The organism is Sorangium sp. So ce1153 (genome assembly GCF_051521595.1).
Classification (GTDB): domain Bacteria; phylum Myxococcota_A; class Polyangia; order Polyangiales; family Polyangiaceae; genus Sorangium.
Genome location: NZ_CP150361.1, coordinates 12,842,976 through 12,869,238, shown reverse-complemented (window position 1 = coordinate 12,869,238; position 26,263 = coordinate 12,842,976). Strand labels below are relative to the sequence as shown.

18 protein-coding genes are annotated in these 26,263 nt (G+C 72.3%); 9 read left to right on the top strand and 9 right to left on the bottom strand.

The window, feature by feature from the left end:
- Positions 1 to 15: 15 nt before the first annotated feature.
- Both WME85_RS46750 and yccX read right to left on the bottom strand, forming a co-directional pair.
- Entirely contained in the window at positions 16 to 2,334 is a 2,319-nt protein-coding gene (locus WME85_RS46750) for a hypothetical protein (RefSeq protein WP_437831133.1), read from the bottom strand.
- Between the two features lie 5 nt (positions 2,335 to 2,339).
- The gene (gene yccX, locus WME85_RS46745) at positions 2,340 to 2,618 is read right to left on the bottom strand and encodes an acylphosphatase (RefSeq protein ID WP_436620013.1); all 279 of its coding nucleotides are present in this window, start codon (positions 2,616 to 2,618) and stop codon (positions 2,340 to 2,342) included.
- Between the two features lie 424 nt (positions 2,619 to 3,042).
- Between yccX and rho the strand changes: the two genes are divergently transcribed.
- The 4 genes from rho (at position 3,043) to WME85_RS46725 (ending at position 9,313) form a co-directional block, all read left to right on the top strand.
- Positions 3,043 to 4,290: a transcription termination factor Rho gene (gene rho / locus WME85_RS46740; protein ID WP_044986941.1), complete on the top strand. Its 1,248-nt coding sequence runs from the start codon at positions 3,043 to 3,045 to the stop codon at positions 4,288 to 4,290.
- 115 nt (positions 4,291 to 4,405) lie between these two features.
- Entirely contained in the window at positions 4,406 to 6,490 is a 2,085-nt protein-coding gene (locus WME85_RS46735) for a GAF domain-containing protein (RefSeq protein WP_437831131.1), read from the top strand.
- Positions 6,491 to 6,539: 49 nt separating this feature from the next.
- Positions 6,540 to 7,634: a (Fe-S)-binding protein gene (locus WME85_RS46730; RefSeq protein ID WP_437831130.1), complete on the top strand. Its 1,095-nt coding sequence runs from the start codon at positions 6,540 to 6,542 to the stop codon at positions 7,632 to 7,634.
- Complete coding sequence (locus tag WME85_RS46725; RefSeq protein WP_437831127.1) at positions 7,631 to 9,313, top strand: ATP-binding protein; 1,683 nt, start codon at positions 7,631 to 7,633, stop codon at positions 9,311 to 9,313. The genes WME85_RS46730 and WME85_RS46725 overlap by 4 nt, the downstream gene beginning before the upstream one ends.
- A gap of 59 nt (positions 9,314 to 9,372) precedes the next feature.
- Here WME85_RS46725 and WME85_RS46720 read toward each other — a convergent pair whose 3' ends face one another.
- The 5 genes from WME85_RS46720 to grxC form a co-directional block, all read right to left on the bottom strand.
- Positions 9,373 to 10,914 (bottom strand): serine/threonine protein kinase, encoded by a 1,542-nt coding sequence (locus tag WME85_RS46720; RefSeq protein WP_437831126.1) that lies wholly within the window; start codon positions 10,912 to 10,914, stop codon positions 9,373 to 9,375.
- 259 nt (positions 10,915 to 11,173) lie between these two features.
- Positions 11,174 to 13,141, bottom strand: a complete 1,968-nt coding sequence (acs, locus tag WME85_RS46715) for an acetate--CoA ligase (protein WP_437831124.1) — start codon at positions 13,139 to 13,141, stop codon at positions 11,174 to 11,176.
- A gap of 128 nt (positions 13,142 to 13,269) precedes the next feature.
- Positions 13,270 to 14,502 carry a hypothetical protein gene (locus tag WME85_RS46710; RefSeq protein WP_437831121.1) on the bottom strand — a complete coding sequence of 411 codons (1,233 nt, stop codon included), beginning with the start codon at positions 14,500 to 14,502 and terminating at the stop codon, positions 13,270 to 13,272.
- 7 nt (positions 14,503 to 14,509) lie between these two features.
- Entirely contained in the window at positions 14,510 to 16,201 is a 1,692-nt protein-coding gene (locus tag WME85_RS46705; RefSeq protein ID WP_437831119.1) for a serine/threonine-protein kinase, read from the bottom strand.
- A 184-nt stretch (positions 16,202 to 16,385) separates the two neighbouring features.
- A complete protein-coding gene (grxC, locus tag WME85_RS46700) occupies positions 16,386 to 16,679 on the bottom strand; it encodes a glutaredoxin 3 (protein WP_437831118.1) in 294 nt (97 codons plus the stop codon).
- Positions 16,680 to 16,759: 80 nt separating this feature from the next.
- On the opposite strand from grxC, the gene WME85_RS46695 reads away from it, so the two are divergent.
- The 4 genes from WME85_RS46695 to WME85_RS46680 all read left to right on the top strand — a co-directional run bounded on the left by WME85_RS46695 (position 16,760) and on the right by WME85_RS46680 (position 21,171).
- The gene (locus WME85_RS46695; RefSeq protein WP_437831116.1) at positions 16,760 to 19,378 is read left to right on the top strand and encodes an ATP-dependent Clp protease ATP-binding subunit; all 2,619 of its coding nucleotides are present in this window, start codon (positions 16,760 to 16,762) and stop codon (positions 19,376 to 19,378) included.
- 278 nt (positions 19,379 to 19,656) lie between these two features.
- Positions 19,657 to 19,965, top strand: coding sequence for a 50S ribosomal protein L21 (gene rplU, locus WME85_RS46690; protein WP_437504512.1), 309 nt, complete (start codon positions 19,657 to 19,659; stop codon positions 19,963 to 19,965).
- 14 nt (positions 19,966 to 19,979) lie between these two features.
- Entirely contained in the window at positions 19,980 to 20,237 is a 258-nt protein-coding gene (rpmA, locus tag WME85_RS46685; protein WP_436620024.1) for a 50S ribosomal protein L27, read from the top strand.
- Between the two features lie 91 nt (positions 20,238 to 20,328).
- Positions 20,329 to 21,171, top strand: a complete 843-nt coding sequence (locus tag WME85_RS46680; protein WP_437831114.1) for an HAD family hydrolase — start codon at positions 20,329 to 20,331, stop codon at positions 21,169 to 21,171.
- Positions 21,172 to 21,298: 127 nt separating this feature from the next.
- Here the strand turns inward: WME85_RS46680 and WME85_RS46675 are convergent, their stop codons facing one another.
- Together WME85_RS46675 and recD2 are read right to left on the bottom strand one after the other, a co-directional pair.
- Positions 21,299 to 22,435: a tetratricopeptide repeat protein gene (locus WME85_RS46675; protein WP_437305528.1), complete on the bottom strand. Its 1,137-nt coding sequence runs from the start codon at positions 22,433 to 22,435 to the stop codon at positions 21,299 to 21,301.
- Between the two features lie 431 nt (positions 22,436 to 22,866).
- Positions 22,867 to 25,290: an SF1B family DNA helicase RecD2 gene (gene recD2, locus WME85_RS46670; RefSeq protein WP_437831112.1), complete on the bottom strand. Its 2,424-nt coding sequence runs from the start codon at positions 25,288 to 25,290 to the stop codon at positions 22,867 to 22,869.
- A 73-nt stretch (positions 25,291 to 25,363) separates the two neighbouring features.
- Here recD2 and mutM point away from each other — a divergent pair, with 73 nt between their 5' ends.
- A complete protein-coding gene (gene mutM / locus WME85_RS46665; RefSeq protein ID WP_437831110.1) occupies positions 25,364 to 26,212 on the top strand; it encodes a bifunctional DNA-formamidopyrimidine glycosylase/DNA-(apurinic or apyrimidinic site) lyase in 849 nt (282 codons plus the stop codon).
- Positions 26,213 to 26,263 lie beyond the last annotated feature (51 nt).

Below are 26,263 nucleotides of genomic sequence, written 5' to 3'. Positions count from 1 at the left end.
GCGTCGCCGTGCCGTCTACTTCGCCTCGACCTGCTCGGTCGGCAGCGCAGCGCTGGCGTCAGGGGCAGCGGACTGCGGCGGCTCCGTGTCGACGTGTGGTCCCGGAGAACCGGCGGTGGACGGCCGCTGAGGAGGCGCCGGCTCCGGAGCCGCGTTCGGCAGCGGCGGGGCGGCGCTGGCTCGGCCTGACGCCGGCGCCGGCTCCGGGGGCGCGCTCGGCCGCGGCGGGGCGGCGGTTGAGGGCCGCTGAGCAGGCTGCAGCTCCGGAGGCGCGTTCGGCAGCGGCGGGGCGGCGCTGGCTCGGCCTGACGCCGGCGCCGGCTCCGGAGGCGCGCTCGGCCTCGGCGCCGAGGCGGTGGAGGCCCGCTGAGCAGGCTGCAGCTCCGGAGGCGCGTTCGGCAGCGGCGGGGCGGCGCTGGCTCGGCCTGACGCCGGCGCCGGCTCCGGACGCGCGCTCGGCCGCGGCGGGGCGGCGCTGGCTCGGCCTGACGCCGGCGCCGGCTCCGGAGGCGCGCTCGGCCTCGGCGCCGCGGCGCTGGTCCGCCCGGGCGACGGCGCCGGGTCGCTCCGGCGGCGGGCGATGAAGAACATCGCCAGCATCGCCACGAGACCCACCGCTCCCGCGGCGATGTGGCGGTTCGTCTGGTCCTTGCGCTCGGCGACCTTGTCCCCGAGGGAAGCGAGCGCCGCCTTGGCGCCGGTGTGAGCGGGCTCGAGCTCGAGCGCGCGCTCCAGCACGAACTTGTCCGGCGTGCCGCGCTCGATGAGGAGCGCGCCTTCGAGGTAGGCGATCTCTGCCTCGATCTTCCTCGCGTGCTCGCCGGTCGGGTCGAGGCGCAGCGCCTTGCGCAGCATCGCGAGCGCGTCCTCGCGCTGGTCGGCCGCGAGCGCCTTCGCCCGCTCGACGTAGGCGCCCACCATCTCCTTGCGCCGCTCGAAGAGCGGCGCGCGGGCGAGGACCTTGTCGAACGCGTCGGTCGCCTCGGCGAGCTTGCTCGCGCCCGCTGCGGCGACGCCCTCGTCCATCAGCTTGTACACCTCGGCGAGGCGCGCGCGATCGTACGTCGCGAAGAGCTCGCGCGCGACGCGATCCCACGACCATTCGCGCGGCGGCTTCTCCCCCGTGAGGTTCAGGTACGCGTCGCGGAGCTGCCAGATCCCGGGCTCACCGATCGCGGAGATCGCCTCGCGCGCAGCGTCGCGCACGCGCGCGCGATCGCTGTTGCAGAAGCTCAGCACCGCGCGCATCGCGTCCACGTCCCGGACGCGGCCGTACGCGCGGAGGACGTCGGCCAGGATCTGCGTGTCGTTCGTCGCGATCGCCTCGCCCGGGATCGCCCGGCCGAGCAGGTCGAGCTGCTTGTTGGCCCACCGCTGCACGATCTTGGCGTCGTGCTGGCGCGCCTCGATCAGCGCCGGTACGGCCTTGTCGCGCAGCTTGGCCACCTGCCGCTGCAGGTCGATGCGGAGCAGCTCGCCGAAGTAGGCGTGGAGCGCGATGAGCTCGCGCACCGCCGGCGTCGTGCCGGCAGCGACGAGCATCCGCTCCATCGCGAGCAGCTTCACGACGTCGCGCCACGCGCTGTCGCGCGGCCGCGGCACCGCCAGCATGAAGTCGAGCCAGTCCCCCTCGGTCTCGTCCTTGTCGTCGGCGCCCTTCTTCGCGCCCTGGTCTGCCCTGGCGTCCTTCTTGGCGTCGCCGGCGTCCTTCTTGGTGTCAGCCGTGTCCTTCTTGGCGTCGCCGGCGCCCTTCTTGGCGTCGCCGGCGCCCTTCTTGGCGTCGCCGGCGCCCTTCTTCGCGCCTTTGTCGGCCTTCGTGTCCTTCGAGTTCTTCGCGTCCTTGGCGTCCGCGCCCTTCTTCTTGCTGTCGCGCGCGTCGTCGCCCTTCTCGGCCTTCAGCGCCTTGCGCGCCTCTCTGCGCGCTTCCGCCAGCACGCGCGGCGCCGCGTCGCGGTCGAGCGAGCCGCGGATGTCCTGCACGCGCGCCCGCACCGCATCGACGATCCCGGGGATCGGCTCCTCAAGGGAGGCGCGGGCGCTCTCGCGCGAGCGCGCGTCCTGCGACGTGAGCTGGTCGAGCACCCGGTCCAGCTCGCGGACGGCGGTGATGTCGGGCTCCGGACGGGTGATCGGGGCGAGGCGGGGGAGCTCGGGGAGCGGCGATGACGCGGGCGCGGAGGCGCCCGCGTCGCGGTCCACCGCGGCGTGCGCCGGGGTCAGCGCGAGCGGCGCCGCCGCGAGCAGGCTGAGCAGGACGAGCCACGCGCCCGAGGCTCTGCCTCGCCGCGATGACCGCGCACCTGCGCTCCTCGGATCCGACAGACCGCGTGCCAAGTCCCTCAATCCGTGATGCGGAAGTCGAAGAAGTCGCCCGAGAAGCCGCGCCACCGTACGTCGACGCGCTCGACGCGCGCCGCGCTCGGGCCGCGGTTGGCCCAGGCGATGAGCTCCTTGAGCCCGTCCTCCTCTCCCTCGGCAAGGACCTCGACGCTGCCGTCGGAGCGGTTCTTCACCCAACCGGTGAGACCGAGCCGCTTGGCCTCGCGCTGCGTGGAGGCACGAAAAAAGACGCCCTGGACGCGACCGCGGACGAACAGCTGAACCTGTTTGAGCCCCATGGAACCAGCTTGACTTAGCCGCGCACCCGGAGGGAGGCAACTTCAGGCAGCGCGGGGCGCCACGGGCAGTTCGCCCCCGCCGTTCCGCGCGAGGGCGTTGGGTGAGGACGAGCGTGGACGAGCGCGGACGACCCGGCGCCCATCTCCGCCGGCGCGCGCCCCTGGCGCGCATTGACAGAGCAAACGCGCTTGATAGAGTCGCCGCCCGATCGGCAGAAGCACCTCGCCGATCGAGCGACATGAACGTGAGGGGCGCCAGTTACCAGGCGAGCCCTCTTCCCCCTGGCAACCCGCCGACATCGACGACATGCTCGGCCCCGCCTCGGGCTCGACCCGCTAGACCCCCCCAACCAGAAACCATCGACCGACGGCCTCCACGCCCTTGACAGGGAGCGCGCTGTCGCATCCTGGAGCTTTCCGACTCATGCACCTCAGGGAACTGAAGCAGAAACCGATGGCCGAGCTCGTGCAGATGGCGAAGGGGCTCAACATCGAGGGCGCTGCCGGGCTGCGCAAGCAGGAGGTCATCTTCGCGCTCCTGCAGGCCCACGCGGCGCAGGACCAGCCGGTCTACGGCGAGGGCGTCCTCGAATGCCTGCCCGACGGCTTCGGCTTCCTGCGGGCGCCGGACTACAACTACCTGCCGGGCCCGGACGACATCTACGTCTCCCCGTCCCAGATCCGACGCTTCAACCTCCGCACCGGCGACAGCGTCAGCGGGTCGATCCGGCCGCCCAAGGAGCGCGAGGCGTACTTCGCGCTGCTCAAGGTCGACAAGATCAACGGCGAGCCCCCCGAGGTCGCCCGCGACAAGATCCTCTTCGACAACCTCACGCCGCTCTACCCGCAGCAGAAGTTCAACATCGAGAACGGGACGAAGAGCTTCTCGACCCGCATCATCGACATGCTCTGCCCCATCGGCAAAGGGCAGCGCTGCCTCATCGTCTCGCCGCCCCGCGCCGGCAAGACGGTGCTGCTCCAGCAGATCGCCAACGCGATCTCCTCGAACCACCCGGACACGACGCTCATCGTGCTGCTCATCGACGAGCGCCCGGAAGAGGTGACCGACATGCAGCGGACCGTGAAGGGCGAGGTGATCAGCTCGACCTTCGACGAGCCGCCGACGCGGCACGTGCAGGTGGCCGAGATGGTGATCGAGAAGGCCAAGCGCCTCGTCGAGCACAAGCACGACGTGGTGATCCTGCTCGACTCGATCACCCGCCTGGCGCGCGCCTACAACACCGTCGTCCCGCCGAGCGGCAAGATCCTGTCCGGCGGCGTCGACTCGAACGCGCTCCACAAGCCGAAGCGGTTCTTCGGCGCCGCGCGTAACGTCGAGGAAGGCGGGTCGCTGACCATCGTCGCGACCGCGCTCGTCGACACGGGCTCGCGCATGGACGAGGTCATCTTCGAGGAGTTCAAGGGGACGGGTAACAGCGAGATCCACCTGGATCGCAAGCTGATGGAGAAGCGCATCTTCCCCTGCCTCGACATCAACAAGAGCGCCACCCGCAAGGAGGAGCTGCTGCTCCCCGAGTGGATCCTCCAGCGCGTGTGGCTGCTCCGTCAGCTGCTGCATCCCCTGAACGTCATCGACTCGATGGAATTCCTCCTGGACAAGGTGAGCCGCACCGAAACCAATCAGGAATTCCTCGAGAGCATGAACCAGTAGCGGCTCGTCCCAGGGGCGCTCCCGGCGACCGTCGGGGGCGCTCTCTGCCGAGCGGACACGTCGCACAGGGGACCCGCGCGCGCTTCCCTGGGCGAAGTCGTGTTAGCGTCTGCGGGTGACCGCGAAGGCGGAACAACGCACGAAGGCGCTGCAGGCTCGCATCGACGAGCTGGAGGCGCGGCTCGCCCAGGCCGAGAAGACCGTGCACGCGCTCCGGGACGTCGGGCTCGCGCTCGGCAGCACGCTGGATCTCGACCAGCTCCTCGCGCTCATCCTGAACAAGATCACCGAGCTGCTCGACGCGGACAGGGCCACGCTCTACCTGCTCGACGAGCAGCGCCAGCGCCTGTTCTCGCGCATCGTCATCGGCGAGGAGGCGCGCGCGATCGAGCTGCCCGTCGGCGCGGGGATCGCCGGGCACGTCGCCAAGATCGGGCGCACCGTCCGCGTGAAGGACGCCTACCGGGACCGCCGGTTCTCGCGCGACTGGGACGACGTGACGGGGTACCGCACCCGCTCGATCCTCGCCGCGCCGATGAAGAACCACGTCGGCCGGACCATCGGGGTCATCCAGGTCCTGAACAAGCACGGGGAGGGGGAGTTCTCGGTCCACGACGAGGAGCTCCTGAGCGCCCTGGCGACCCAGGCGGCCGTCTCGATCGACAACTCGCGGCTGTTCCTCTCGGTGATCCAGAAGAACACGCAGCTCGTGGAGACGAAGGAGCAGCTCGAGCACCGCGTGAGCGACCTCAAGCTGCTCTTCGACCTCGAGAGCGCGATGGGCCGCGCGACCACGATGGAAGACCTCGCGCGCGCGGTCATCACGGAGGCCGGCAGGGCGTGCGAAGCGCGCGCCGGGGCGATGCTCGTCGACGAGATCGAGGGCGGCCTCGTCCTCTACTTCTTCGACCTCGCCGCGTTCGAGGAGGGGAGCGTGCCGCCCCGCTCGTCCGCGTCGGACGACGAGCCGGAGGGCGTCGTGGACGGGTCCCCCCCGCGGCCGGAGGTCAAGCGCGTGGCCATGCGCCGCGGCGAGGGGATCGTCGGCCGCGCCATGGTGGACAACGAGGCCGTGTGCTTCTCGATCGAGGACGTCCAGGAGGGCGACATGCCGGTGTCTCCCCGCCTCGCCCAGCTGTTCGGCGCGGACCTGAGGACGGCGATCGCCGTGCCGCTCGAGGGCGAAGACGGGGTGCCGATCGGCGCCATGGCGCTCTACAACTCCAGGAGGCCGCACGCCTTCTCGAAGGACGATCGCGCGCTCTTGCGGCTCGTGTCGGCGAACGCGTCGACCGCGCTGCGGCTGTTCCGGTCGCGCCTCGAGCGGGAGCAGAGCGAGCGGCTCACCACGATCGGTCGCCTGCTCTCGGGGGTGATGCACGACATGCGCACGCCGCTCACCGTGATCAGCGGCTACGTCCAGCTCATGGCCGGCGCGCCTGACGCGGCGACGAGGGAGGAGCACGCGCGGCTCATCCTCAAGCAGTTCGACGTGATCAGCGCGATGCAGCGCGAGGTGCTGGAGTTCGCGCGCGGCGAGCGGAGCATCCTCGTGCGCAAGGTCTACCTGACCAAGTTCTTCGGCGACATCGAGAAGCAGCTGGAGCAGGAGCTCGCCGGGACGGGCGTGGCGCTCTCCCTGGCGCTCGAGGACCGCGGGACGGCGCGCTTCGACGAGGCGAAGCTGACGCGGCTCCTGCACAACCTGGTCCGCAACGCGGTCGACGCGATGCGGCCGGGCGGCGGCTGGGTGACGATCCGCGCCTACCGCGACGGGGGCGACCTCGCGATCAGCGTCGCCGACACCGGCAAGGGGATCCCCAAGGAGATCCAGGGGCGGCTCTTCCAGTCGTTCGTCACCTCGGGCAAGCGCGGCGGGACCGGGCTCGGGCTCGCGATCGTGAAGAAGATCGTCGACGAGCACGCCGGCACCATCGAGGTCGAGTCGTCCAGCAAGGGCGCGAAGTTCACGATCCGCTTGCCCCAGGAGAGCGCGCCGTCGCGGTCGTCGGCGGCCGCGGACGGCGCGGTCGAGGCGCTGCCCCGGCGAGCCTCGACGGACGGCGAGCCGGCGACCAGGCCGAGCGCGGAGGCGGCGCCGGTCGTCCACGACGGCGGGCCCCGCCGCAGGCCGGCGAGCTCATCCCCACCGGCGAACGAGCGAGGCAGGCGATCGTCGAGCAGCGGCTCGGACGCCTGATGCGCCCCCGCCGCTTGCACGAGGCGCATTCGATGGAGAGACTCGAACGGTGCCCCAGCTCCGCCTGAAGCTCCTCGAGCCGCACCGGACGTCGCTCGAGAAGTGCGTCTACTGCCCCAAGCTCTCCCGCGCCGCCTGCCCCGTGTCGAACGTCGAGGCGAACGAGACGGTCACGCCGTGGGGGAAGATGTCGATGGCGTACTTCGCCGGGCGCGGCGACGTCCCGCTCGACGCGCGCCACGCGGACCCGGCCTGGGCGTGCTCGGCCTGCTACGCGTGCCGCGAGCGCTGCGACCACAAGAACGAGGTGGCCACCGTGCTGACCGACGCGCGCGCGGAGTTCTTCGCGCGCGGCCTCGCGCCCGAGGGGGCCAGGCGCGCGGCGGAGCGCTTCTGGGCCCGCGAGGAAGGCCGAGCCGGTGAGCTCGACCCGCGCTCCGGCGCGGCTGCGGCCGCGGCGGGCGCGGTCCCCGTGCTGGTCGGCTGCGGCTATGTCCGCCACGCGCCGGACGTCGCCGGCGACGCGCTCGACGCGACCGAGGCGCTGATCGGCGCGCCGGTCCGCCCGGTGCGCGCCTGCTGCGGGCTGCCGCTCCTCTACGCCGGCGACCGCCCGGGCTTCGAGGCCGCGGCGCGGCGGCTCGCCGCCGAGGTCGCTGGGGCCGAGCGCTTCGTCGCCGTCGACCCCGGGTGCGCGCGCGCGGTGCGCGTCGACTACCCGCACGCGGGCGTGAGCGTGGAGGCTCCGGAGCTGTTCGTCGATCTCGCGCGGGCGTCGCTGGACCGGCTGCAGCGGTCGGCGTCGGAGCGGCGGGTGCGCTACCACGACCCCTGCCAGCTCGGGCGCGGCCTCGATCGCTACGACGCGCCCCGCGAGATCCTCGCCCGCATCACCGGGCGGCCGCCGGAGGAGTTCATCCACCGCCGCGAGCACGCCGACTGCAGCGGCGGCGGCGGCCTCGTGCCCGCCACGCGCCCCGCCTCGTCCGCCGCCATCGCCGACGGCAGGATCGCGGAGCACCGCGCGCTCGGCGGCGGGCTGCTCGTGACCCACTGCGCGCAGAGCCTGCGGCGGTTCAGGTCCCGGGGTGAGCCGGCGGAGGACCTCGCGAGCCTGGTCGCGCGGGCCGTCGCGCCGCGATGATCGCGCCGCCGCCGGCCGTGGACGGCGCGCGCGCCGGCGCCGCGGGCCCGGAGGGGCGCGCGCCGCACAAGCGGCGCACGGTCGCGGGGAGGCTGCTCGCGAGCTACCTCGTGGTGCTCGCCGCCTTCGCGCTGACCGTCGGCTGGAGCGTGCAGGCGCTCCGGGCCGCGTCGCGCGACGCCCAGCTGCTGCGCGCCGGGTACGTCCCGCTGCTGCTCCGCATCGGCGAGGTCCTGGCGGAGCAGAACGTCTTCAACGCCCAGCTGAACCACATCACGGCCGCGAAGAACCCGGGCGACGTGCGCGAGTGGCTCGAGACCGCCCGGCGGACCCGGCCGCTCGCCTTCTCGATCGTGAAGGACGCCGCCCGCGCGCTCGCCGGGGCCGACGAGAAGGTGGCCGGCGGAGACGCGGGCGTCGGGCAGGCGGCCGCCTCGTCCGGGGTGCGCCGGTTCAGCGAGGAGATCGCCGCCGAGGTGACGGCGATCGAGCGGCTCGTGGGCGCCAACCCGGAGCGGTTCTCCCAGCTGTTCCAGGCGCTCGCCGTCGGCAACCGCGAGCTCGCCGAGCGCACGCGCGACGAGCTGGTCAAGCGCGAGGTCGAGGGCGCGCAGCGGCTGCGGGCGATCAAGAGCCGCGTCGAGGAGCAGATGGAGAGCCTCACCGTCGAGGCGCGGCGCCGGGAAGAGCGCTCGATGCACCTGCTCCTCGGGCTGGGCGTGCTGACGCTGCTCGTCGGGGTGATGATGTCGCTCTACGCGCGGCGCGTGCTCGCCCCGCTCACCGCGGTCACCGAGCGGGCGAACGCGGTCGCGCGCGGCGACCTCACCCCGAAGCAAGTGCTCGCGACGAACGACGAGATCGGCGAGCTCGCGACGACGTTCGAGGACATGGTCGCCGCGATCCGCCGCGCGCGCGCCGAGCTCGTGAACGCGGAGCGGCTGGCGGCGATCGGGAAGATGGCGGCGCACGTCACGCACGAGATCAGGAACCCGCTGTCGTCGATCGGGCTGAACCTCGAGCTGCTCGAGGAGGAGGTGGCGCGCGCCTCCGCCGAGGGCACGCCCGACGCGGAGCTCCGGCCCGTGATGAAGGAGTCGGCGCAGCTCGTCACCGCCATCCGCGGCGAGGTGGACCGCCTGTCGCGCATCGCCGAGCAGTACCTCAGCGTCGCTCGCCGGCCCCGCCCGCGGCTGGAGCCCGAGCGGGTGGACGACCTGGTGCAGGAGCTCGTGGCGTTCGTGCGGCCCGAGCTCGACCGCGCCGGCATCGCGGTCCGCGTCGAGGTGGACGAGGCGGGGCCCGAGATCCTCCTCGACGAGTCGCAGCTCCGCCAGGCGCTCCTGAACCTGCTCCGCAACGCGCGCGAGGCGATGCCCAAGGGCGGCGAGATCGTGGTGAGCGTCAGCTTCTCGGGCGGCGCCGCGACCATCGCGGTCGACGACACGGGCCCCGGCGTGCCGGAGGAGCTGCGGGCGTCCATCTTCGACCCGTTCTTCACGACCAAGCAGCGCGGCACGGGGCTCGGGCTCGCGGTGACGCGGGACATCATCGAGGCGCACGGCGGCACGATCTCGTGCGAGGCGCGCGAGGCGGGGGGCACGCGCTTCCGGATCGCGCTGCCCGCCGGCGGCGCGCCGGTCCACGGGCGCGCCGCGGAGGCGGACGCGGCGCTGTGAGCCGCCCCGTCCGCGGGGCGGATGGACACAGGGCGGCGGCGCGCGCCGCGAGGCGGCGGCTACCTCGGCGTGTCCAGGTACTCGAGGGCGATCCCCATGAGCAGGAAGCCCACGACGGCGAACAGGATCGCCGCCAGCACATAGAAGATGGTCCGGAACGTCCGCGCCGGCGGGGGAGGCCGCTGCTCGATCGCCTCCGGATCGAGGGGGGCGGTCTGCTCCGAGCTCAACGAGCCCATGCTCGGCCGCGTCGGTTTGTAGATCAGCGTCGGACCCTGGCTGGTCGACCCGGCCGAGCTGTCCTCGGAGAGATCCAGGATCTTCAGCGGCCCCGCGGGCGTCTTTGCGATCGGCGGCGCGAGCTCGCCGGCCATGTTGTTCAGCACCATGGTGCCGTTCGGGCCGGTCCACTGCGCCGGCGGCTGCCCGCCCGCCGGGTGCCCGCCCGCCACGTGCGACGGGCGCTGAGCCTCGGGCGCCAGGAACGGTGAGCTTCCGACGGCGTGCGCCGCCAGATCGGGCTCGCTGGGCGGGCCCACGACGGTGTCGACAAGCTCCTGCGCCCCCGGATCGGTCGCCGTGCGGATCAGGACGGAGGAGACCGGCGGCTGGAGCATCCTGAGCGCGCCGGAGGACGGCGGCTTGACCGTCTGCGGCGGGGGGAGGGGCGTGACGAGCGCGGCGCCCGGAACGTTGCTGCCGGCCAGGGAGGCGCGTGAGCCGGCGACCGGCTGGCTGGAGCTCCTCGCAGGCCGCAGCTCCCGCCAGGCGGTGAGCCCCTCGAGCGCGCTCTGGAAGCGATCCGCAGGCTCGCGCGCCAGCCCCTTCGCGAGGAACGCCTCGAGCCGCGGATCGACCGGGCCGTCCATCGCCTCGGCGAGCCTCCGCGCGTCGGTCTTCTGCTTCATCTCGACCATGATGAGCAGGTTGCGCGCCTGATAAGGCAGCTGACCGCTCATCGACTGGTAGATCATCGTGGCGCAGGCGTAGATGTCCGCGCGGTGGTCGACCGTCTTCGCCTTCCCGATCTGCTCGGGCGGCATGAACGAGAAGGTGCCGAGGCTCTGCCCCATCTCGGTGAGGGTCTCGCCGCCCATCTCCTTCGGCAGCTTGGAGATGCCGAAGTCGAGGATCTTGACCCGCGTGGACCCGTCGGGGCGCGGCTCGAGGTACACGTTCGACGGCTTCAGGTCGCGGTGGATGATCCCGGCGCGGTGCGCGTCGGCGAGGCCCATCCAGACCTGCTCGATGATCGGGTGCAGCTCCTCGAAGCCGATCGGCCCTGTCCGCTTCAGCCGATCGATCAGCGACTCGCCTTCGAGCAGCTCGAACACGAGCACGATGCCGTGCTCGGCGTCCTCCTCGACGTCGAGGATCTCGGTGACGTGGTCGCTGTTGATCGAGCCCGCGGCGCGCGCCTCGCGCCGGAAGCGCTCGACGGCGGACGACTTGGCCTTCGAGTCGGCGCGCAGGAGCTTGATCGCCACCTGGCGGCCGGTGCGGATGTTCTCCGCAGCGAACACCTCGCCCATGCCGCCACGGCCGAGCTGGCGGATGATGCGATACCGGTTCGCAACGACGGTTCCAGCTTCGAGCTCCAAAAGCGCCTCGCCACAGATTATCCCCCGCGCTGATGCGGAGGATCAAATTCTCCGGCGCGAACGGGGTGATCCGACCATCGACCGCAGATCGCCGGCCATGAGCCGCCCTCGCCCTGCTCTGGCCGGGGGCGGCGAAAGCGCTGTGGTGACGAACTCTTCCGTGGGTCCTCCGCCCTCGCGCCGGTGCGCCAGCGCTCCCCCCCCCTCACGCGCGCGCCGGCCGCAGGGGCATGACCGTGCCCCTGCGCCGCCGCGCAGCTCACTCGTCTTCCTGCTGCCGGAGCTTCGCCACGACGCTCAGGTCCTCCAGCGTCGAGGTGTCGCCGGTCATCTCGCGGCCGGCGGCGACGTCCTTCAGCAGCCGGCGCATGATCTTGCCGCTGCGGGTCTTCGGCAAGGCGTCCGCGAAGCGGATCGCGTCGGGGCGCGCGAACTTGCCGATCTCCTTGGCCACGTGCTCGCCGAGCTTCGCCTGGAGCTCCGGCCCGGCCGTGAACCCCGGCCGGAGCGAGACGAACACGACGAGCGCCTGCCCCTTGAGGTCGTCCGGGCGGCCGACCGCGGCCGCCTCGGCGACGGCGGGGTGCGAGACGAGCGCGCTCTCGATCTCGGCCGTCCCGATGCGGTGGCCGGCCACGTTCAGCACGTCGTCGATGCGGCCGACGACCCAGAAATAGCCGTCCTCGTCGCGGCGCGCGCCGTCGCCGGTGAAGTAGCAGCCCTCGACGTCGCTGAAGTACTGCCTGCGGAAGCGCTCGTCGTCGCCCCACACCGTGCGCAGCATCGACGGCCAGGCCTGCTTCAGGACGAGCAGCCCGCCCTCGCCCGCGGGGACCGGCTTGCCGTCCTTGGTCACGACCTCGGGCACGACGCCGAACATCGGCAGCCCGGTCGACCCCGGCTTCGAGAACGACGCGCCGGGCAGGGTGGTCATCATGATCGCCCCCGTCTCGGTCTGCCACCAGGTGTCCACGACCGGGCAGCGGCCGCCGCCGATGGTCCGGTGGTACCAGATCCACGCCTCGGGGTTGATCGGCTCGCCGACCGAGCCGAGGAGCCTGAGGCTCGACAGGTCGCTCTTCGCGGGCCACTCGTCGCCCTGCCGCATGAAGGCGCGGATCGCCGTGGGCGCGGTGTAGAGGATGGTCACCCCGTGCTTCTCGATCAGCCGCCAGAAGCGGCCCCAGTCGGGGAAGTTCGGCGCGCCCTCGTACATGAGGCACGTCGCGCCGTTCGAGAGCGGGCCGTAGACGATGTAGCTGTGCCCCGTCACCCAGCCGACGTCCGCGGTGCACCAGTAGACGTCGTCGTCGCGCAGATCGAAGACGTACTTCGTCGTGACGTGCACGTTGACCAGGTAGCCCGCGGTCGTGTGGAGCACGCCCTTGGGCTTCCCGGTCGAGCCGCTCGTGTAGAGGATGAAGAGCGGGTGCTCGGCGTCGACGACGGTCGGCTCACAGGAGGGCGAGGCCTGGGCGAGCAGGTCGTGCCAGTAGACGTCGCGGCCCTCGGTCATCTGCACCTCGCAGCGGTCGCTGCCGAGGTGCTGGTACACGATGACGCGCGTCGCGCTCTTCGCCTCCGGCTGCGCGAGCGCCCGGTCGACGGTCGCCTTGAGCGGCACGACCTGCCCGCGCCGGTACGCGCCGTCCTGCGTGATGACGAGCTTGGCCTGGCTGTCGTGGATGCGGTCGCGGAGCGCGTCCGCGGCGAAGCCGCCGAAGACCACCGTGTGCACCGCGCCGAGCCGCGCGCACGCGAGCATCGCGACGGCCACCTCGGGGACCATGCCCATGTAGATCGCGACCCGGTCCCCCTTCTCGATGCCGAGCCGCTTGAGCGCGTTCGCGAGCAGCAGCGTCTCGCGGTGGAGCTGGGCGTAGGTCAGCGTGCGCGTGGCGCCGTGCTCACCCTCCCAGATGATGGCGGCCTTGTTCTTCGTGGCCGTCGTCAGGTGCCGATCGAGGCAGCTCTCCGTGACGTTGAGCGTCGCGCCGAGGAACCACTTGGCGTGCGGCAGGGTCCAGTCGCTGGTCGTGGCCCACGGCGTGCGGAACACGAGGTCGCCCGCCTCCCGGCGCCAGAACGCGTCCGGCTGCTCGATGCTCTCGCGGTAGAGCGCCTCGTAGGCCTCCGGCGCGCCAACGCGCGCGCGACGCGAGAACTCGGCCGGCGGCTCGAACCGGCGCGTCTCCTTCAACAACGACGTGATGGCATCCTGCGACATGGTGACCCCTTTCCCCGCTGGAAAGGTCGGCGAACCATCTCCGACCCACCGTCAGGGCGTGCGAGGATACATCCGCCAAGCGGCAGAACAAGGATGGAACGCGGCCGCGCGGGCGCGGCGCGGCCCGATCACCAGAACGCGTAGCCGGCGTGCAGGCTGCCTCCCAGGTGCAGCAGCACGGCCGAGTAGAGCGGCGTGTCGTCGCCGTCCTTGTAGCTGATGCCGCGCGACGACTGGAAGTAGCTGTCCAGCGAGACCCCGAGGAGCACCCCGCCGAGGTCGAGCTCGACGCCGACCTCCGAGGAGACGAACGCGTTCACCCCCGAGGCGGGGTGGCACCGGCCCTCGCAGATGTCTTCCCCTTCCCGCGTGTTCGTGTTGTGGAAGCTCACGTCGTCGTAGGTGAGGCCTCCCCCGATCGAGCCCACGAACCGCCAGGTCTGGCCAGGGGTCATCAGGCGGAGGTTCAGCCCGAGGCGCGTCGAGCCGAGCGTGTAGCTGGCGTTCGGGTAGGCGGGATCGTCCGAGCCGGTGGCGATGTTCGCGTACTGGAGCATCACGTCGAACGCCGCGGGGGTGTTCACCCGGTACCCCACCCGGATCGAGCCGGCGCCGCCGCTGTTCGCCTCCGGGCTCGGGAACTCCCTGGGGTGGCCGAGGGGCCAGAGCAGCGACGCGGCGCCGATCACGTAGTAGCCCTGCGGCGCCAGCGACAGGGGCACGGTCCGCGGCGGAGGCGGGGGCGGCGGCAGCGTGAAAGGCTGCGCGTTCGCGGGCACGGCGGGCCGCTCCCGGGCCAGCGTCAGCTTCACCTCCCTGTCGCGCTCGCCGCTCACCACGGTGACGCTCTGGTCGGCGCTCACGTGGCCTTCGGCCCGCGCGCTGATGCGATGCACCCCGGGCCCGAGCTCCACGACCCGCGTCCCCGAGGACGAGGGGGGTTGCTCCTCGCCGTCGATGATCAGCGTCGCGCTCGGCGGGCTGAGCTCGATCTTCACGTGGGCGAGCAGCGCGCGCATCTCCTCGATGGCGCTGCGCGCCGTCTTCTCGTCGCCCTCGTCCATCGTGTCGCGGTGCTGCGCGAGCGCGCGCTCCAGCGCCGCGATCGCCCGCGGGTAGTTGAAGAGGGCCTTCTCGGCGAGCGCGATGTTGAACAGCGGGCTCGCCTTCGGCTTCTCCTTGTACGCCGCCTCGAACTCGACGATCGCCGCCCGGTAGTTCCGGTCCTGGAACAGCTTGATGCCGTTCTCCATGTGCTGCCGGTACGGCTCGACCTGCGCGAGCGCCGGCGAGAGCTGCAGGGCCAGGCCGAGCGTCGCCGCGCAGAGCGCGAGCGGGAGTCGTCCGTACGATCTGCCCAAGCCCGCCTCAGTCGACCTTGAGCTGGAGACCCGCCGCGACCCCCGCCGGCTTCGACGTCGCGACCGCCGGGGTGGCCTGGCTCGAAGCGGCCGTCTTCGCGCCAGCGCCCGCGGCGGTCGAGACCGCGCCGCCCGCGCCCCTCGCGCGCGCGGCGAAGGGGAGCGTCGCCGTCTTCTTCACGTTCACGCTCGCGCTCGGCGCAGCCCTGGGGACCGACGCGGGCGCGATGGGCGCCGGCTGCGCGGCCTCGATTGCCGCGGACGCCGGCGCCGCGGCCGCCGGCAGCGGGTGGAGCAGGACGTCGATCGGGGATCTGTCGGCCTGGAGCGTCACTTCCTTGTCCACGGGCATGTATCCGGAGGCCTCGATCCGCACCCGCTTCGTCTCGCCCGTGCGGCCGCGCAGCGTGCGGTCGACCAGGGCGACGCCGTCGACGGTGAAGCGCGCGCCCTCGGCGTTCGTCCGGAGCTCGACGGAGACCTGGGCGGGAGGCGCAGGCGCGATCGCCGCCGTCGCTTCCGCCGGCGGGCGGCGCGCGTGGAGCACCGCGCCGGTGAGCCCGGCGACCAGCGAGAGCAGCACGAACGCCCCGAGCGCGAGCCGCCGCGGACCCCGCGCCCCGGCGCGGCCGGTGCTCGACCAGCCCACCTTCGAGCTGCTGCCGTGCACCTCGAGCGTCGGATCGAGCGCGATGCTCGGATCGCCCGGCGTGTGCTTCGCCGGCGTCTGCCCGGACAGGCCGGGAGCGCTCGACGTGTGCGCCCCCAGCTCGTCGCTCGAGCTGCGCCGCGCCCCGAGCAGGCCGCCGGCCCCCGCGATCAGCGCGTCCAGGAAATCCCGCGCGGACGAGAACCGGAGCTCCCGGTCCCGCGTGAGCGCCTTCGCGATGACGCGCGCGATCGGCTCGGGGACGGCCGGATTGCTCATCCGCACATCGTGGGCGTCCTTCATGCAGATGTTGACGATCACCTGCTCGTACGAGTTGCCGCTGTGCGGCGGGTGCCCGCTGAGGCACTCGTAGAGGATCGCGCCGACGGCCCAGAGGTCGGTCCGGCCGTCCACGTCCGGCAGCGCCTGCGCCTGCTCGGGCGACATGTAGAACGGCGTCCCGAGCACAGTGCCCTCCCGGGTCAGCGTGTGGGCCGGCGCGCCGTCGGCGCGGCGCACCTTCGAGATGCCGAAGTCGAGGATCTTGGCGAAGTTCGGATCGTCGTCGCGGTCGACGAGGAAGATGTTGTCCGGCTTGAGGTCGCGGTGGACGATGCCCGCCTCGTGGGCGCGGTGGAGGCCGCGGAGGATCTGCGCGGTCACGTGGAGCGCCTCGCCGAGGTCGAGCCTGCCGCAGCGCCGGATGCGGTGGCCGAGGTCCTCGCCGCGGAGCAGCTCCATGACGAGGAAGGGGACCTCGTCGGCGAAGCCGGCGTCGAAGATCTCGACGATGTGCGCGCTCTCGACGGCGCTCGCCGCCTGCGCCTCGCGGTGGAACCGGGCCACCGCGTCCTTGTTCTGCGCGAGGTCGGCGTCGACGAACTTCATCGCGACGCGCTTGCCGATGGCGGTGTTGACCGCCTCGTAGACCATGCCCATCCCGCCACGCCCGATGGCCCGTACGATTTCGTACTTCTGGACCCGCTTTCCGACGAGCGCCCCCTCGACCGGCTGAGTCGCTGCGGCAGTGGTGTCGGTGCTGCTAGGCATGGCGGTTGCGGCTCGGGGGGGTGGGCGGAGCCCATGAAGCCCTATGGACGAACCGTATCAAAGAAAGCTGCGCCCCGTCCCCGCGCGGCAGCTTATCACCTGCGCACGCCAGGTTGCACCTTCGCCGGCGGGACCCCTGCGCGCCCGGCCAGGGCCTCCGTCGCACATCGGCCGCCCGCGCCCCTCAGCGCGGCATGGCAGCTGCGTCCGCGCGCGGCGCCTCGGCGAGGCGCGGATCGAGGCCGCCCTTCTTCTCCAGGGCCGAGAGCTCGCTGAACCCGCCGATGCTGTCCCCATTGATGAAGATCTGCGGGACGGTCCGCTGCCCGGAGGCCTTGACCAGCCAGGTGCGGAGGTCGTCGCGGCCCTCCACGTTGATCTGCGTGAAGCGCACCTGCTTCTCGGTCAGCAGGCGCTTCGCCATGGCGCAGTATCCGCAGTATTCGGTGACGTAGATGGTGACTTCGGCTGCTTGCATGGGCATCTCGTCCTCTTTCCTTTCCCGGGACGGCCAAAGATGCAAGCGCACAGCGCCTTCCCTTGCGGTAGGCTGCGCGCATGGCCGAGAAAGAGGGGACGATTCACCTCGATCGCTATACAGGCGACGCGAAGCAAGTCGTCGCCGGCGCTCAGCAAATCGCGGATGAGCGCCAGCACGCCGAGGTCACGCCGCTGCACTTGCTGACGAGGCTGCTCGAGCGTGACCGGGGCGTATCCGAGGTGTTTCGGCGGGCCGGAGCCGAGCCGAACGAGGTGCTCCAGCTCGCCGAGAACGCGCTGAAGAAGCTGCCCAAGGCGGGAGGCGGGGTGGCTTACGTGAGCCCGCGCCTGCTCGACCTGCTCGGGCGCGCCGAGCGCGAGGCGACCCGGGACAAGTCAGCGAATGTGGGCATCGAGCACCTGCTCCACGCGCTCGCCCAGGAGATCCGGGGGCCCGCGGGCGAGATCCTCTCCTCGTTTGGCATCGGCCCCGGGGCGTTCCGGCCGCACCTCGGCGCGCTGGAGGCGGCCTCGCGGGAGCCGTCGCCCGCGCCGGCGGGCGCGTCCGAGCCGGGCCAGCCCGCGCCCTACACCCGGGACCTCGTCGCCGACGCCCGCGAGGGGCGGTTCGATCCGGTCATCGGGCGGGACGTCGAGGCGCGCCGCCTGCTGCAGATCCTCGAGCGGCGCTTCAAGAACCACCCGCTCATCGTCGGTGAGCCCGGCGTCGGCAAGACCGCGCTCATCCGGGGCCTGGCCGACCGGATCGCCCACGGGGACGTGCCCACGAACCTGGCCGGGGCCCACCTCTACGAGCTCGACACCGGCGCGCTCGTCGCCGGCGCGAAGCTGCGCGGCGAGATCGAGCAGCGCCTCAAGGTCCTGGTCGACCGCCTGCGCGGCGAGCAGGACGCCGAGAGCATCCTCGTCGTCGAGGATCTCGACGCGCTCTTCGGCCAGGGGGTGCAGGGCTCTGGCGTCGGAGAGCTCCTGAAGCCGCTCCTGTCGCGCGGCGAGATCCGGATCATCGCCACCACGACGCCCGAGGGCGTGCGCAAGATCAACGAGCGCGACCCGGGGATCATCCGCCGGTTCTCGACGATCACGCTGGAGGCGCCGAGCATCGATCAGGCGACGGAGATCCTGCGCGGGATCGCGACGAAGTACGAGGCTCACCACCGCGTGCGGGTGGGGGAGAGCGCCATCGCCTCGGCGGTCGCGCTGGCGAAGCGGTACATCTCGGACCGCGCGCTCCCCGACACGGCCGTGGACCTGCTCGACGAGACGTCCGCCCGCAAGCGGGTGGAGGTCGACGGGGTGCCGGCGGAGCTCGACACGCTCACCCGGCGCGTCGACGCGCTCCGCGCCCAGATCGCCGCGCTCGCCGACGACGACGACAAGCTCAGCGTCCAGACCCGCACGCGCCTGGAGGCGGAGCTCGCCGAGATCGAGCCGAAGGCGTCGTCGATGCGCACCCGCAATGCGTCGCGCCGGGGCGTCATCGCGGCGTGCCAGTCCATCCGCCGGGAGCTCGTCGCCGCGACGGAGGCCTTGAAGGCCGCCCAGCGCGACAAGGCGTTCGCCAGGATCGGCGAGCTCGAGCACGTCACGATCCCGGAGCTCAAGCGGCGGCTCCAGGCCGCCGAGGAGGCCGCGCAGCGGGAGGGGGTCGCGCCGACCTCGAACGTGGTCAGCGAGTCGGACGTGGCGGCGACGCTCAACGACTGGACCGGCATCCCGGTGGCCAAGATGCTCGAGGGCGAGGCCGAGAAGCTCCTCAAGATGGAAGAGCGGCTCGCGCAGCGCGTGGTGGGCCAGGACGAGGCGGTGCGCGCGATCGCGAAGGCGGTGCGGCGCGGGCGCGTCGGCCTGCGCGACCCGGGCAAGCCGATCGGCTCCTTCCTGTTCCTCGGGCCGAGCGGCGTCGGCAAGACGGAGCTCGCGAAGGCGCTCGCCGAGTTCCTGTTCGACGACGAGCAGGCGCTGACGCGCATGGACATGAGCGAGTTCATGGAGCGCCACATGGCCCAGCGCCTGATCGGCGCGCCCCCGGGCTACGCGGACAGCGAGCAGGGCGGCTTCCTCACCGAGGCCGCCCGGCGCCGGCCGTACAGCGTGCTCCTGTTCGACGAGGTCGAGAAGGCCCACGCGGACGTGTTCAACCTGCTGCTCCAGATCCTCGACGATGGCCGGCTCACGGACGGCCGCGGGCGGCTGGCCGACTTCTCGAACACGGTCGTCATCATGACGTCGAACATCGGGTCGAAGCGCGTGCTCGACACCGACGCCAAGCTCTGGGCGACGGAGGACGGCCGCGAGGCGATCCGCGACGTCCTGCTCGAGGAGCTGCGCGGGTTCTTCCGCCCCGAGTTCCTGAACCGCGTCGACGACATCGTGGTCTTCAAGGCGCTCAGCAAGGAGGACCTCCGGGGCATCGTCGACATCCAGCTGCGCCGCCTCGAGCAGCTGCTCACGGACAAGGACATCCGCCTCGCGCTCACGGACGCCGCGAAGGCCCGGCTCGTCGAGCTCGGTTACGAGCCGAGCCTCGGCGCCCGCCCGCTGAAGCGGGCCATCCTGCGCGAGCTCCAGAACCCGCTCGCCGAGACCATCCTGGCCGGCGGCTACCAGCCCGGCCAGAAGATGCAGGTCGACGTGATCGACGAGAAGTTCGTCTTCACCAAGGCCGAGGGGTGACGGCGCGACCGTGGCCCGGGCCAGCCCGGGCCAGGCTGGGCGGCGCCCGCCGGGCCACGCCCGGGCGCTTGCGGTAGCGCCGGAGCGCTGCCAGCGCGCTGAGCCAGTGGGTTTTTTCTCCGGGAGGCGATTGTGGGCGACCGACGGCGATGCGAACCACTTGCCAAGGCGAAGAAGGTCCGTATACTGCCGCTCCCTCGCACACCGGGCCCTCCGATCGAGGGCAATTGCGTGGCTAAGGTGAGGGATCGCGGTCCCCAGGTTGAGGAAGACGCACCATGTACGCGGTCATCAAGACGGGCGGCAAGCAGTATCGGGTCGCCGAAGGTCAGAAGCTCCGGGTCGAGAAGCTTGCCGGCAATGCCGGTGACAAGGTCACCTTCAGCGAGGTGCTCCTCGTCGGCGGCGACTCGCCCAAGGTTGGCAAGCCCCTCGTGAGCGGCGCCTCCGTCGCGGCCGAGATCACCGGGCAGGACCGCGGCAAGAAGATCGTGGTCTTCAAGTTCAAGCGCCGGAAGAACTACCGCCGCAAGAACGGCCACCGTCAGCCGTACACCGAGCTCAAGATCACCGGCATCACCGCCTAGCAGGAGAAGTAGACATGGCTCACAAAAAAGGCGGCGGCTCCTCCCGGAACGGCCGCGATTCGAACGCGCAGCGCCGCGGGGTGAAGATCTACGCCGGGGAGCCCGTGCGTGCGGGCAACATCCTGGTGCGGCAGGTCGGCTCCTCGATCCACGCCGGCCACAACGTCGGCACCGGCCGCGATTTCACGCTCTTCGCCCTCGTCGATGGCGTCGTGAAGTACGAGTGGAAGTCCAACACCAAGAAGCAGGTGTCGGTCTACCCGGCCTCCTGATTCGACTCCTCGCCCAGAGCGATGGCGCCATGAACGGTGCCATCGCGTCTCGCTTGCCGCGCCCCGTGCGCTTGCGACCTGCTCCAGCGCGGTGACCACCTACAAGCTCCTCGCCCTCGATGTCGACGGGACCCTCGTCCGTCGTGACGGCTCCATCCACGAGGAAGATCGCCTCGCGATCCAGCGGCTCCAGGCAGCCGGCGTCCCGGTGTCGATCGCGACCGGGCGCCTGTACTCCGGGACGCGGGAGGTCGCGCGGCGGGTCGGCGTGATCGGTCCGATCGCGTGCGTCGACGGCAGCCACATCGTCCACACCGAGGGCGACGCGCACCTGTACTCGCGCACGATCTCCGGCGCGGAGGCGGCGCTCCTGCGCTCGATCACCGAGCGGCACGCGACGGCGTCGTTCCTCTTCGCGCAGGACAGCATCGTCCACGACGCGACCGGCGCGCCGCACCTCCACTACGTCCGGGGCTGGTCGCCCGTCATCGCCGAGGTCGATCGCGTCTCGTCGCACCCGTACTGGGAGCACGAGCACGGCCTGCTCGCGCTGGTGGCGATCGGGACCGAGGCGCAGGTCTCGGCCGCCGTCGAGGAGGTCCGGTCCGAGCTCGGCCGAGCGGCGTTCGTCGTCTCGTTTCCCCTCTTTCAGGACGGTCCCACGAGCATCTTCGCGATGATGGTCCGCGCCGCCGGGCCCACGAAGGGGACCGCGATCGCGTGGCTCGCAGAGCACTACGGGTGCTCGCCGTCGGACGTGGTCGTGGTCGGCGACTGGCTCAACGACCTGCCGATGTTCGAGGTCGCAGGGCGGTCGTTCGCGATGGGGCAGGCGCCGGAGAACGTGAAGCAGGCGGCGACGGACCGCCTGAAGGCCGACGCCATGCTGGGCGGCGGCATCGCCGAAGCGATCCGCCGCGCCTTCGGCCGCTGAGCTTCGGCTGAGCGCCGGCGCCGCGGAGGCGCGGGCGAAAGAGGAGCTGGGGAGGGGCGAGGAGCGCCGGCAAGAGCAGCGGGGGAGCCACCGCGTCAGCAGCGCTCCCCCGTGCTCCTCGCGCGTGTCAGGCCTTGCGCTGCTGCCCCGGCTGGGCCGCCGCGGCGAGCTGCTGCTGCTGCTGCTGCAGGTACTGCGCGACGGCGCGCGAGCGCTCGATCGCGAACTGCTTGACCTCCTTGTTCGGAGATCCGGCGAGCGCGTTCAGCAGCTTGGTCACCTTCTCGAGCTGGCGGGACTGGAACAGCGCCTCGAAGTAGTTGTTGGCCAGGCGCACGTCGCGGCTCATCTTCGCCTCGTGCGGCTGGAGCAGGCGGACCACCGCCTCGAGGTCGTTCTTCTGCCCGTAGAGCGCCGACAGGCAGAGCAGCGCCAGCGGGTCGTCCGGGTTCAACGCGACCGCCTTCTTGGCGTACTCGACGGCCTTGTCCCGCGTCTCCTCGTTGCTCGCGTAGAAGCCCTGGATCGCGATGTACGGCGCGGCCGTCTTCTTGTCGGCCGAGACCTTCTCCATCTCGGCGACCGCGCTCGCCTCGTCGCCGCGCTGCTTCAGGTACTGGAAGAGGTAGGCCCACGCATCGATACATCCGGCGTCGATCGCGATCGCCTTGTCGATGTACTCGCGCTCCTTCGCGTCCTCCTTGCGCGCCTGGTAGAGCTTCGCGAGGTGCAGCGAGGGGTAGGGGTTGTCCTTGAGCAGGTTCTGCGCGCCCTTGAGCGTCCCCTCGGCCTTGTCGTGCTTCTCCTGCTGGAGCTGGGCGATGCCGAGCGCGAGCCAGTCGTCGCCCGTGCCGCCCTTCGCCACCACCTTCGAGAGCACCTGCTCGGCGCGCTGCAGGCGGTTATGCTTGAGGAGCTCCTGCGCGAAGATGCGCCCGCGATTCAGGTCGTCGGGCTGCTCGGTCCAGTGCTTCTCGAGGCCGGCGAGCAGGTCCTCCAGGCCGATCGCGATGGGACGCCCCTGATCGTCCTGCACCTGCACCGCCGGCCCGTTGAAGCCGAGCAGCTGCCACATCTGCTCGAGCGTCAGCGCCGCGGGGCCCTGCTCGAGGAGGCCCTTCAGCTCATCGGTCGGCTTGTTCATCGGGATGACGATGAGCGCGTTCCCCGGCACGCCGTTCGGGAACGCGCTCACGGGCGCGACGATCGCCGCCCCCCCGCTGATGTTGAGCCCAGCCGCCTGCTGCTGTCCGTTGGTCGTCATCGTCGATGCTCCGAGATCTCTCCCCCATGCGCGCCGAGGGGCAGGAATCGCCCAGCCTCGCCCCGGTACCCTGCGCGCTGCATTCATGGGGGCAGTCGTTCGTGTAGAGGGGGCGCGAACGCTAGCAGGGAGGGCCGAGGCCGGCAACGGGAGAGCTCGCACCGCGCGGGGCCTCCCCGCCGTGATTCCCGCGGTGGTTCCACCCGTGATTGCGCCCGTGATTCCGCTGCTGATTCCCCCCGCCGCGCCTGCTGGCCTTGCCACGCCTCCCGCGCTCCAGGCCAGCCGCGCTGGCGCCTGCGTCGAGGTCGTCTTGTTTACGTCGCGTTCCGCGTCGCGCGTCGCGCGCGCGCTCGTTTGATCGCTGTCGTGGTCGCTCTCGCCGTCGCCGTCACGGACGCTCATGGTCGCTCGCCCTCTCGCGCGCCGTCCTAATCGAGTCGCGGCCCGGCGGCGAGAGGTGGCTCGAGCGCCGCGCGGGCGCGCGCGGGCGCCGCGCTGCGCAACCGCTCGGCCAGATGGGTGCGCCGCTCCTCCTTGCGCGTCTCCGCCAGCGCCAGCGACACGGCCCGCGGATCCGCGACGAGCACCACCAGCCGCTTGCCGCGGGTCACCGCCGTGTAGATGAGGTTCCGCGAGAGCATGACGAAGTGCTGGGTGAGGATCGGCACGATCACCGCCGGGTACTCGCTCCCCTGGCTCTTGTGGATGCTCGTCGCGTAGGCGAGCGTCAGCTCGTCGAGCTCCGCCTCCTCGTAGCCGACCTCGCGCTCGTCGAAGCGGACCTGGAGCTTCCGCTCCTCGGCGTTCACCTCCGTGATGAACCCGACGTCGCCGTTGTAGACCTCGCGGTCGTAGTCGTTGCGGAGCTGCATCACCTTGTCGCCGAGCCGCAACGTGCGCGCGCCGCGCGTGACGCTCGGGCCCTCGGGGTTCAGCGCCGCCTGGAGGCGCGCGTTCAGGGCGATCGCCCCCGCCTCGCCCTTGTGCATCGGCGTCAGGACCTGCACGTCCCGCCGCGGATCCAGCCCGAACCCCTTGGCGATGCGCTCGGTGACGAGGTGCAGGATCAGCTCGGCCGCCGCCTCGGCCTCGGTCCGCTCGATCACGTAGAACTCGCCGCCGGGCCCGCGCGCGCCCTCCGGCGGCTCGCCGTCGTGGATGCGGTGCGCGTTCCGGACGATGAGGCTGCCCTCGGCCTGCCGGAAGATCTGCGTGAGCCGCGCCGTCGGCACCTCGCCCGAGGCGATCACGTCCCGCAGCACCGCGCCCGGCCCGACCGACGGGAGCTGATCGACGTCGCCCACCAGCACGAGCCGCGCCGCGTCGGACGTCGCCTGCAGGAGCGCGTCGGCGAGCGCCAGGTCGAGCATCGACGCCTCGTCGACGACGATCGCCCCCGCCTCGATCGGCCGGCCCCGCTGGCGCGCGAACTTGCGCTGCTTCGGGTCGAACTCCAGGAGCCGGTGGAGGGTGACGGCCTCGCGCCCCGTCGCCTCGCTCATCCGCTTGGCCGCGCGCCCCGTCGGCGCGGCGAGCCGCACCGGGAGCCGCGCGCGATCGAAGAGCGCCAGGATGGCCCGGACGATGGTCGTCTTGCCCACGCCCGGGCCGCCCGTGATCACCAGGACCTTGTTCCGCGCGGCCTGCTCCACGGCGGCCCGCTGCGCGGCCGCGAGCGAGACCTTCGTCTTCTCCTCGAACGCGGCGATCGCCGCGTCGACGCCCTCGGCGAGGCGCGCCTCGTGCGCCGCGCCTTCCTCGTCGTCCCCCAGCAAGGACCGCATCCGGCGCGCGAGCCGCACCTCGGCCTCGTAGAGGTCCTTCGGGTAGACGGCCACCTCGCCGGTCGACAGCGCCTCGACCCGCACGTGGCCGCTCGCCACGAGCGCGTCGATCGCGCCGTCGACCTCGGCGGCGTCGCGCTCGAGCATCGTCGCGGCGAGCTCCGCGAGCTCCGGCCGCTCCGCGAGCGTGTGCCCGCGCGTCGACAGGTCGACCAGCGTCTGCAGCACGCCCGCCTGCGCCCGCTCCGGCGAGTCGGCCCGGACGCCGATCGAGCGCGCGATCCGGTCGGCCGTCTTGAAGCCGATGCCCCACACGTCGAGCGCGAGCCGGTACGGGGAGCGGGAGACGATGTCGATCGCGTGGGGGCCGAACCGCTTGTAGATGCGGCTCGCCAGCGCCGGGGACGCGCCGTGCGCCTGGAGGAAGATCATGATGGCCCCGATCGCCCGCTGCGCCGCCCACGCCTTCGCGACCGCCTGCGCCCGCCGCTGGCCGAGCCCGGGGACCTCGGCGAGCCGCTCCGGCGACCGGTCGAGGATCTCCAGCGTCTCGGCGCCGAACGCCTCCACGATCCGCTTCGCGTACGCGGGGCCGATGCCCTGCACCATGCCGGAGCCGAGGTAGCGCTCGAGCCCGTCGAGCGTGGCGGGCGCGATCGGCAGCAGGGTCTCGACCTTGAGCTGCTCGCCGTGCTTCGGATCGCGCCCGTAGCGCCCCGTCGCGCGCACGCGCGTGCCCGGGCCGACCGGCGGGAACACCCCGACCCAGACCTCCGGCGCGGCGCCGGGCGTGACCTCCACCCGCAGCACCCGGAAGCCGCTCGACTCGCTCTCGTAGGTAACGCGGACGACCTCGCCCTCGACCGTCGCGGACCCGTCGCCCGCCACCTCCCTGGCCGAGAAGAGCTTCTGCTGGCCCCCGCCGCCCGGCTGCCGCTCGCCGGCCCCGGCCGGGCGGTCGCCGCGCTCGTGCGGGCGCGGCGCGCCGTCCGGCCCCGGGGGGCGCGCCGTCGCGGCCGCCCCCTGGGCTGCCGGACCGGGGCGGCCGCTCCGCTGGGACCCTTGCACGAGGGCAGCATGTAGCCGCCGCCCCGCCGGCGGCAACGCCCTCGTGCGCCGCGGCGCGTGATAGTCCTCGCGGGTGCCGGAGCTCCCGGAAGTCGAGCACGCCGCCGCCTCGCTGCGCCGCTTCCTCGCGGGCGACCGGATCGCGTCCGCCGAGGGCGACCCGACCCGCGTGTTCCGCCGATCGAGCCACGACGCTTTCGAGCGCGAGCTGCCGGGCCGCGCGCTCGAGCGCCTCACGCGCTTCGGCAAGTACCTCGTGCTCGAGCTCGACGCGGGCGTGGTGCTGCTCAGCCACCTCGGGATGTCGGGCAAGTGGGTGCGCCGCTCGCCGGCAGAGCCCGCGCCAGGGCACAGCCGCGCGCGGCTGCGGCTCGCCTCGGGGAGCGTGCTCCACTACAACGACCCGCGGCTCCTCGGCCGGCTCGCGGTCCTGCGCGGGGTCTCGCCGCGCGAGATCCCCGAGATCGCCGCGCTCGGCCCCGATCCGCTGCGCGACGGGATCGACGTGGACGCCTTGCTCGCGCGCGCGCGGGCGAGCGCGCGCCCCGTGAAGGTGATCCTCATGGACCAGGCGGTGATCGCCGGGCTCGGCAACATCCAGGTGACCGAGGCGCTCTTCCGGGCCGGCGTGCACCCGGCGCGGCCGGGCCGCTCCCTCTCGCGCGAGGAGATGGCCGCGATCGCCGCGGGCATCGAGGCCTCGATCGCGCACACGCTCGCGGCGATCGGCGCGGGGGAGATCGCGTACCTGTCCGAGTCGGGCGCCGTGCCGAACCCGTTCCAGGCCTACGCGCGCGCCGGCGCGCCGTGCCCTCGCTGCGGCGCGTCGCTGGAGACGCGCGCGATCGGCGGGCGCTCCAGCGTGTTCTGCCCGCGGTGCCAGCCCGAGCGCAGCCGCGCGCGGCCGCGCAAGCCGCCCTGAGCCGCCCGGGCGCTGAACACGCGTCGCGTGAAGGGCGCGGTGCGACCGCCG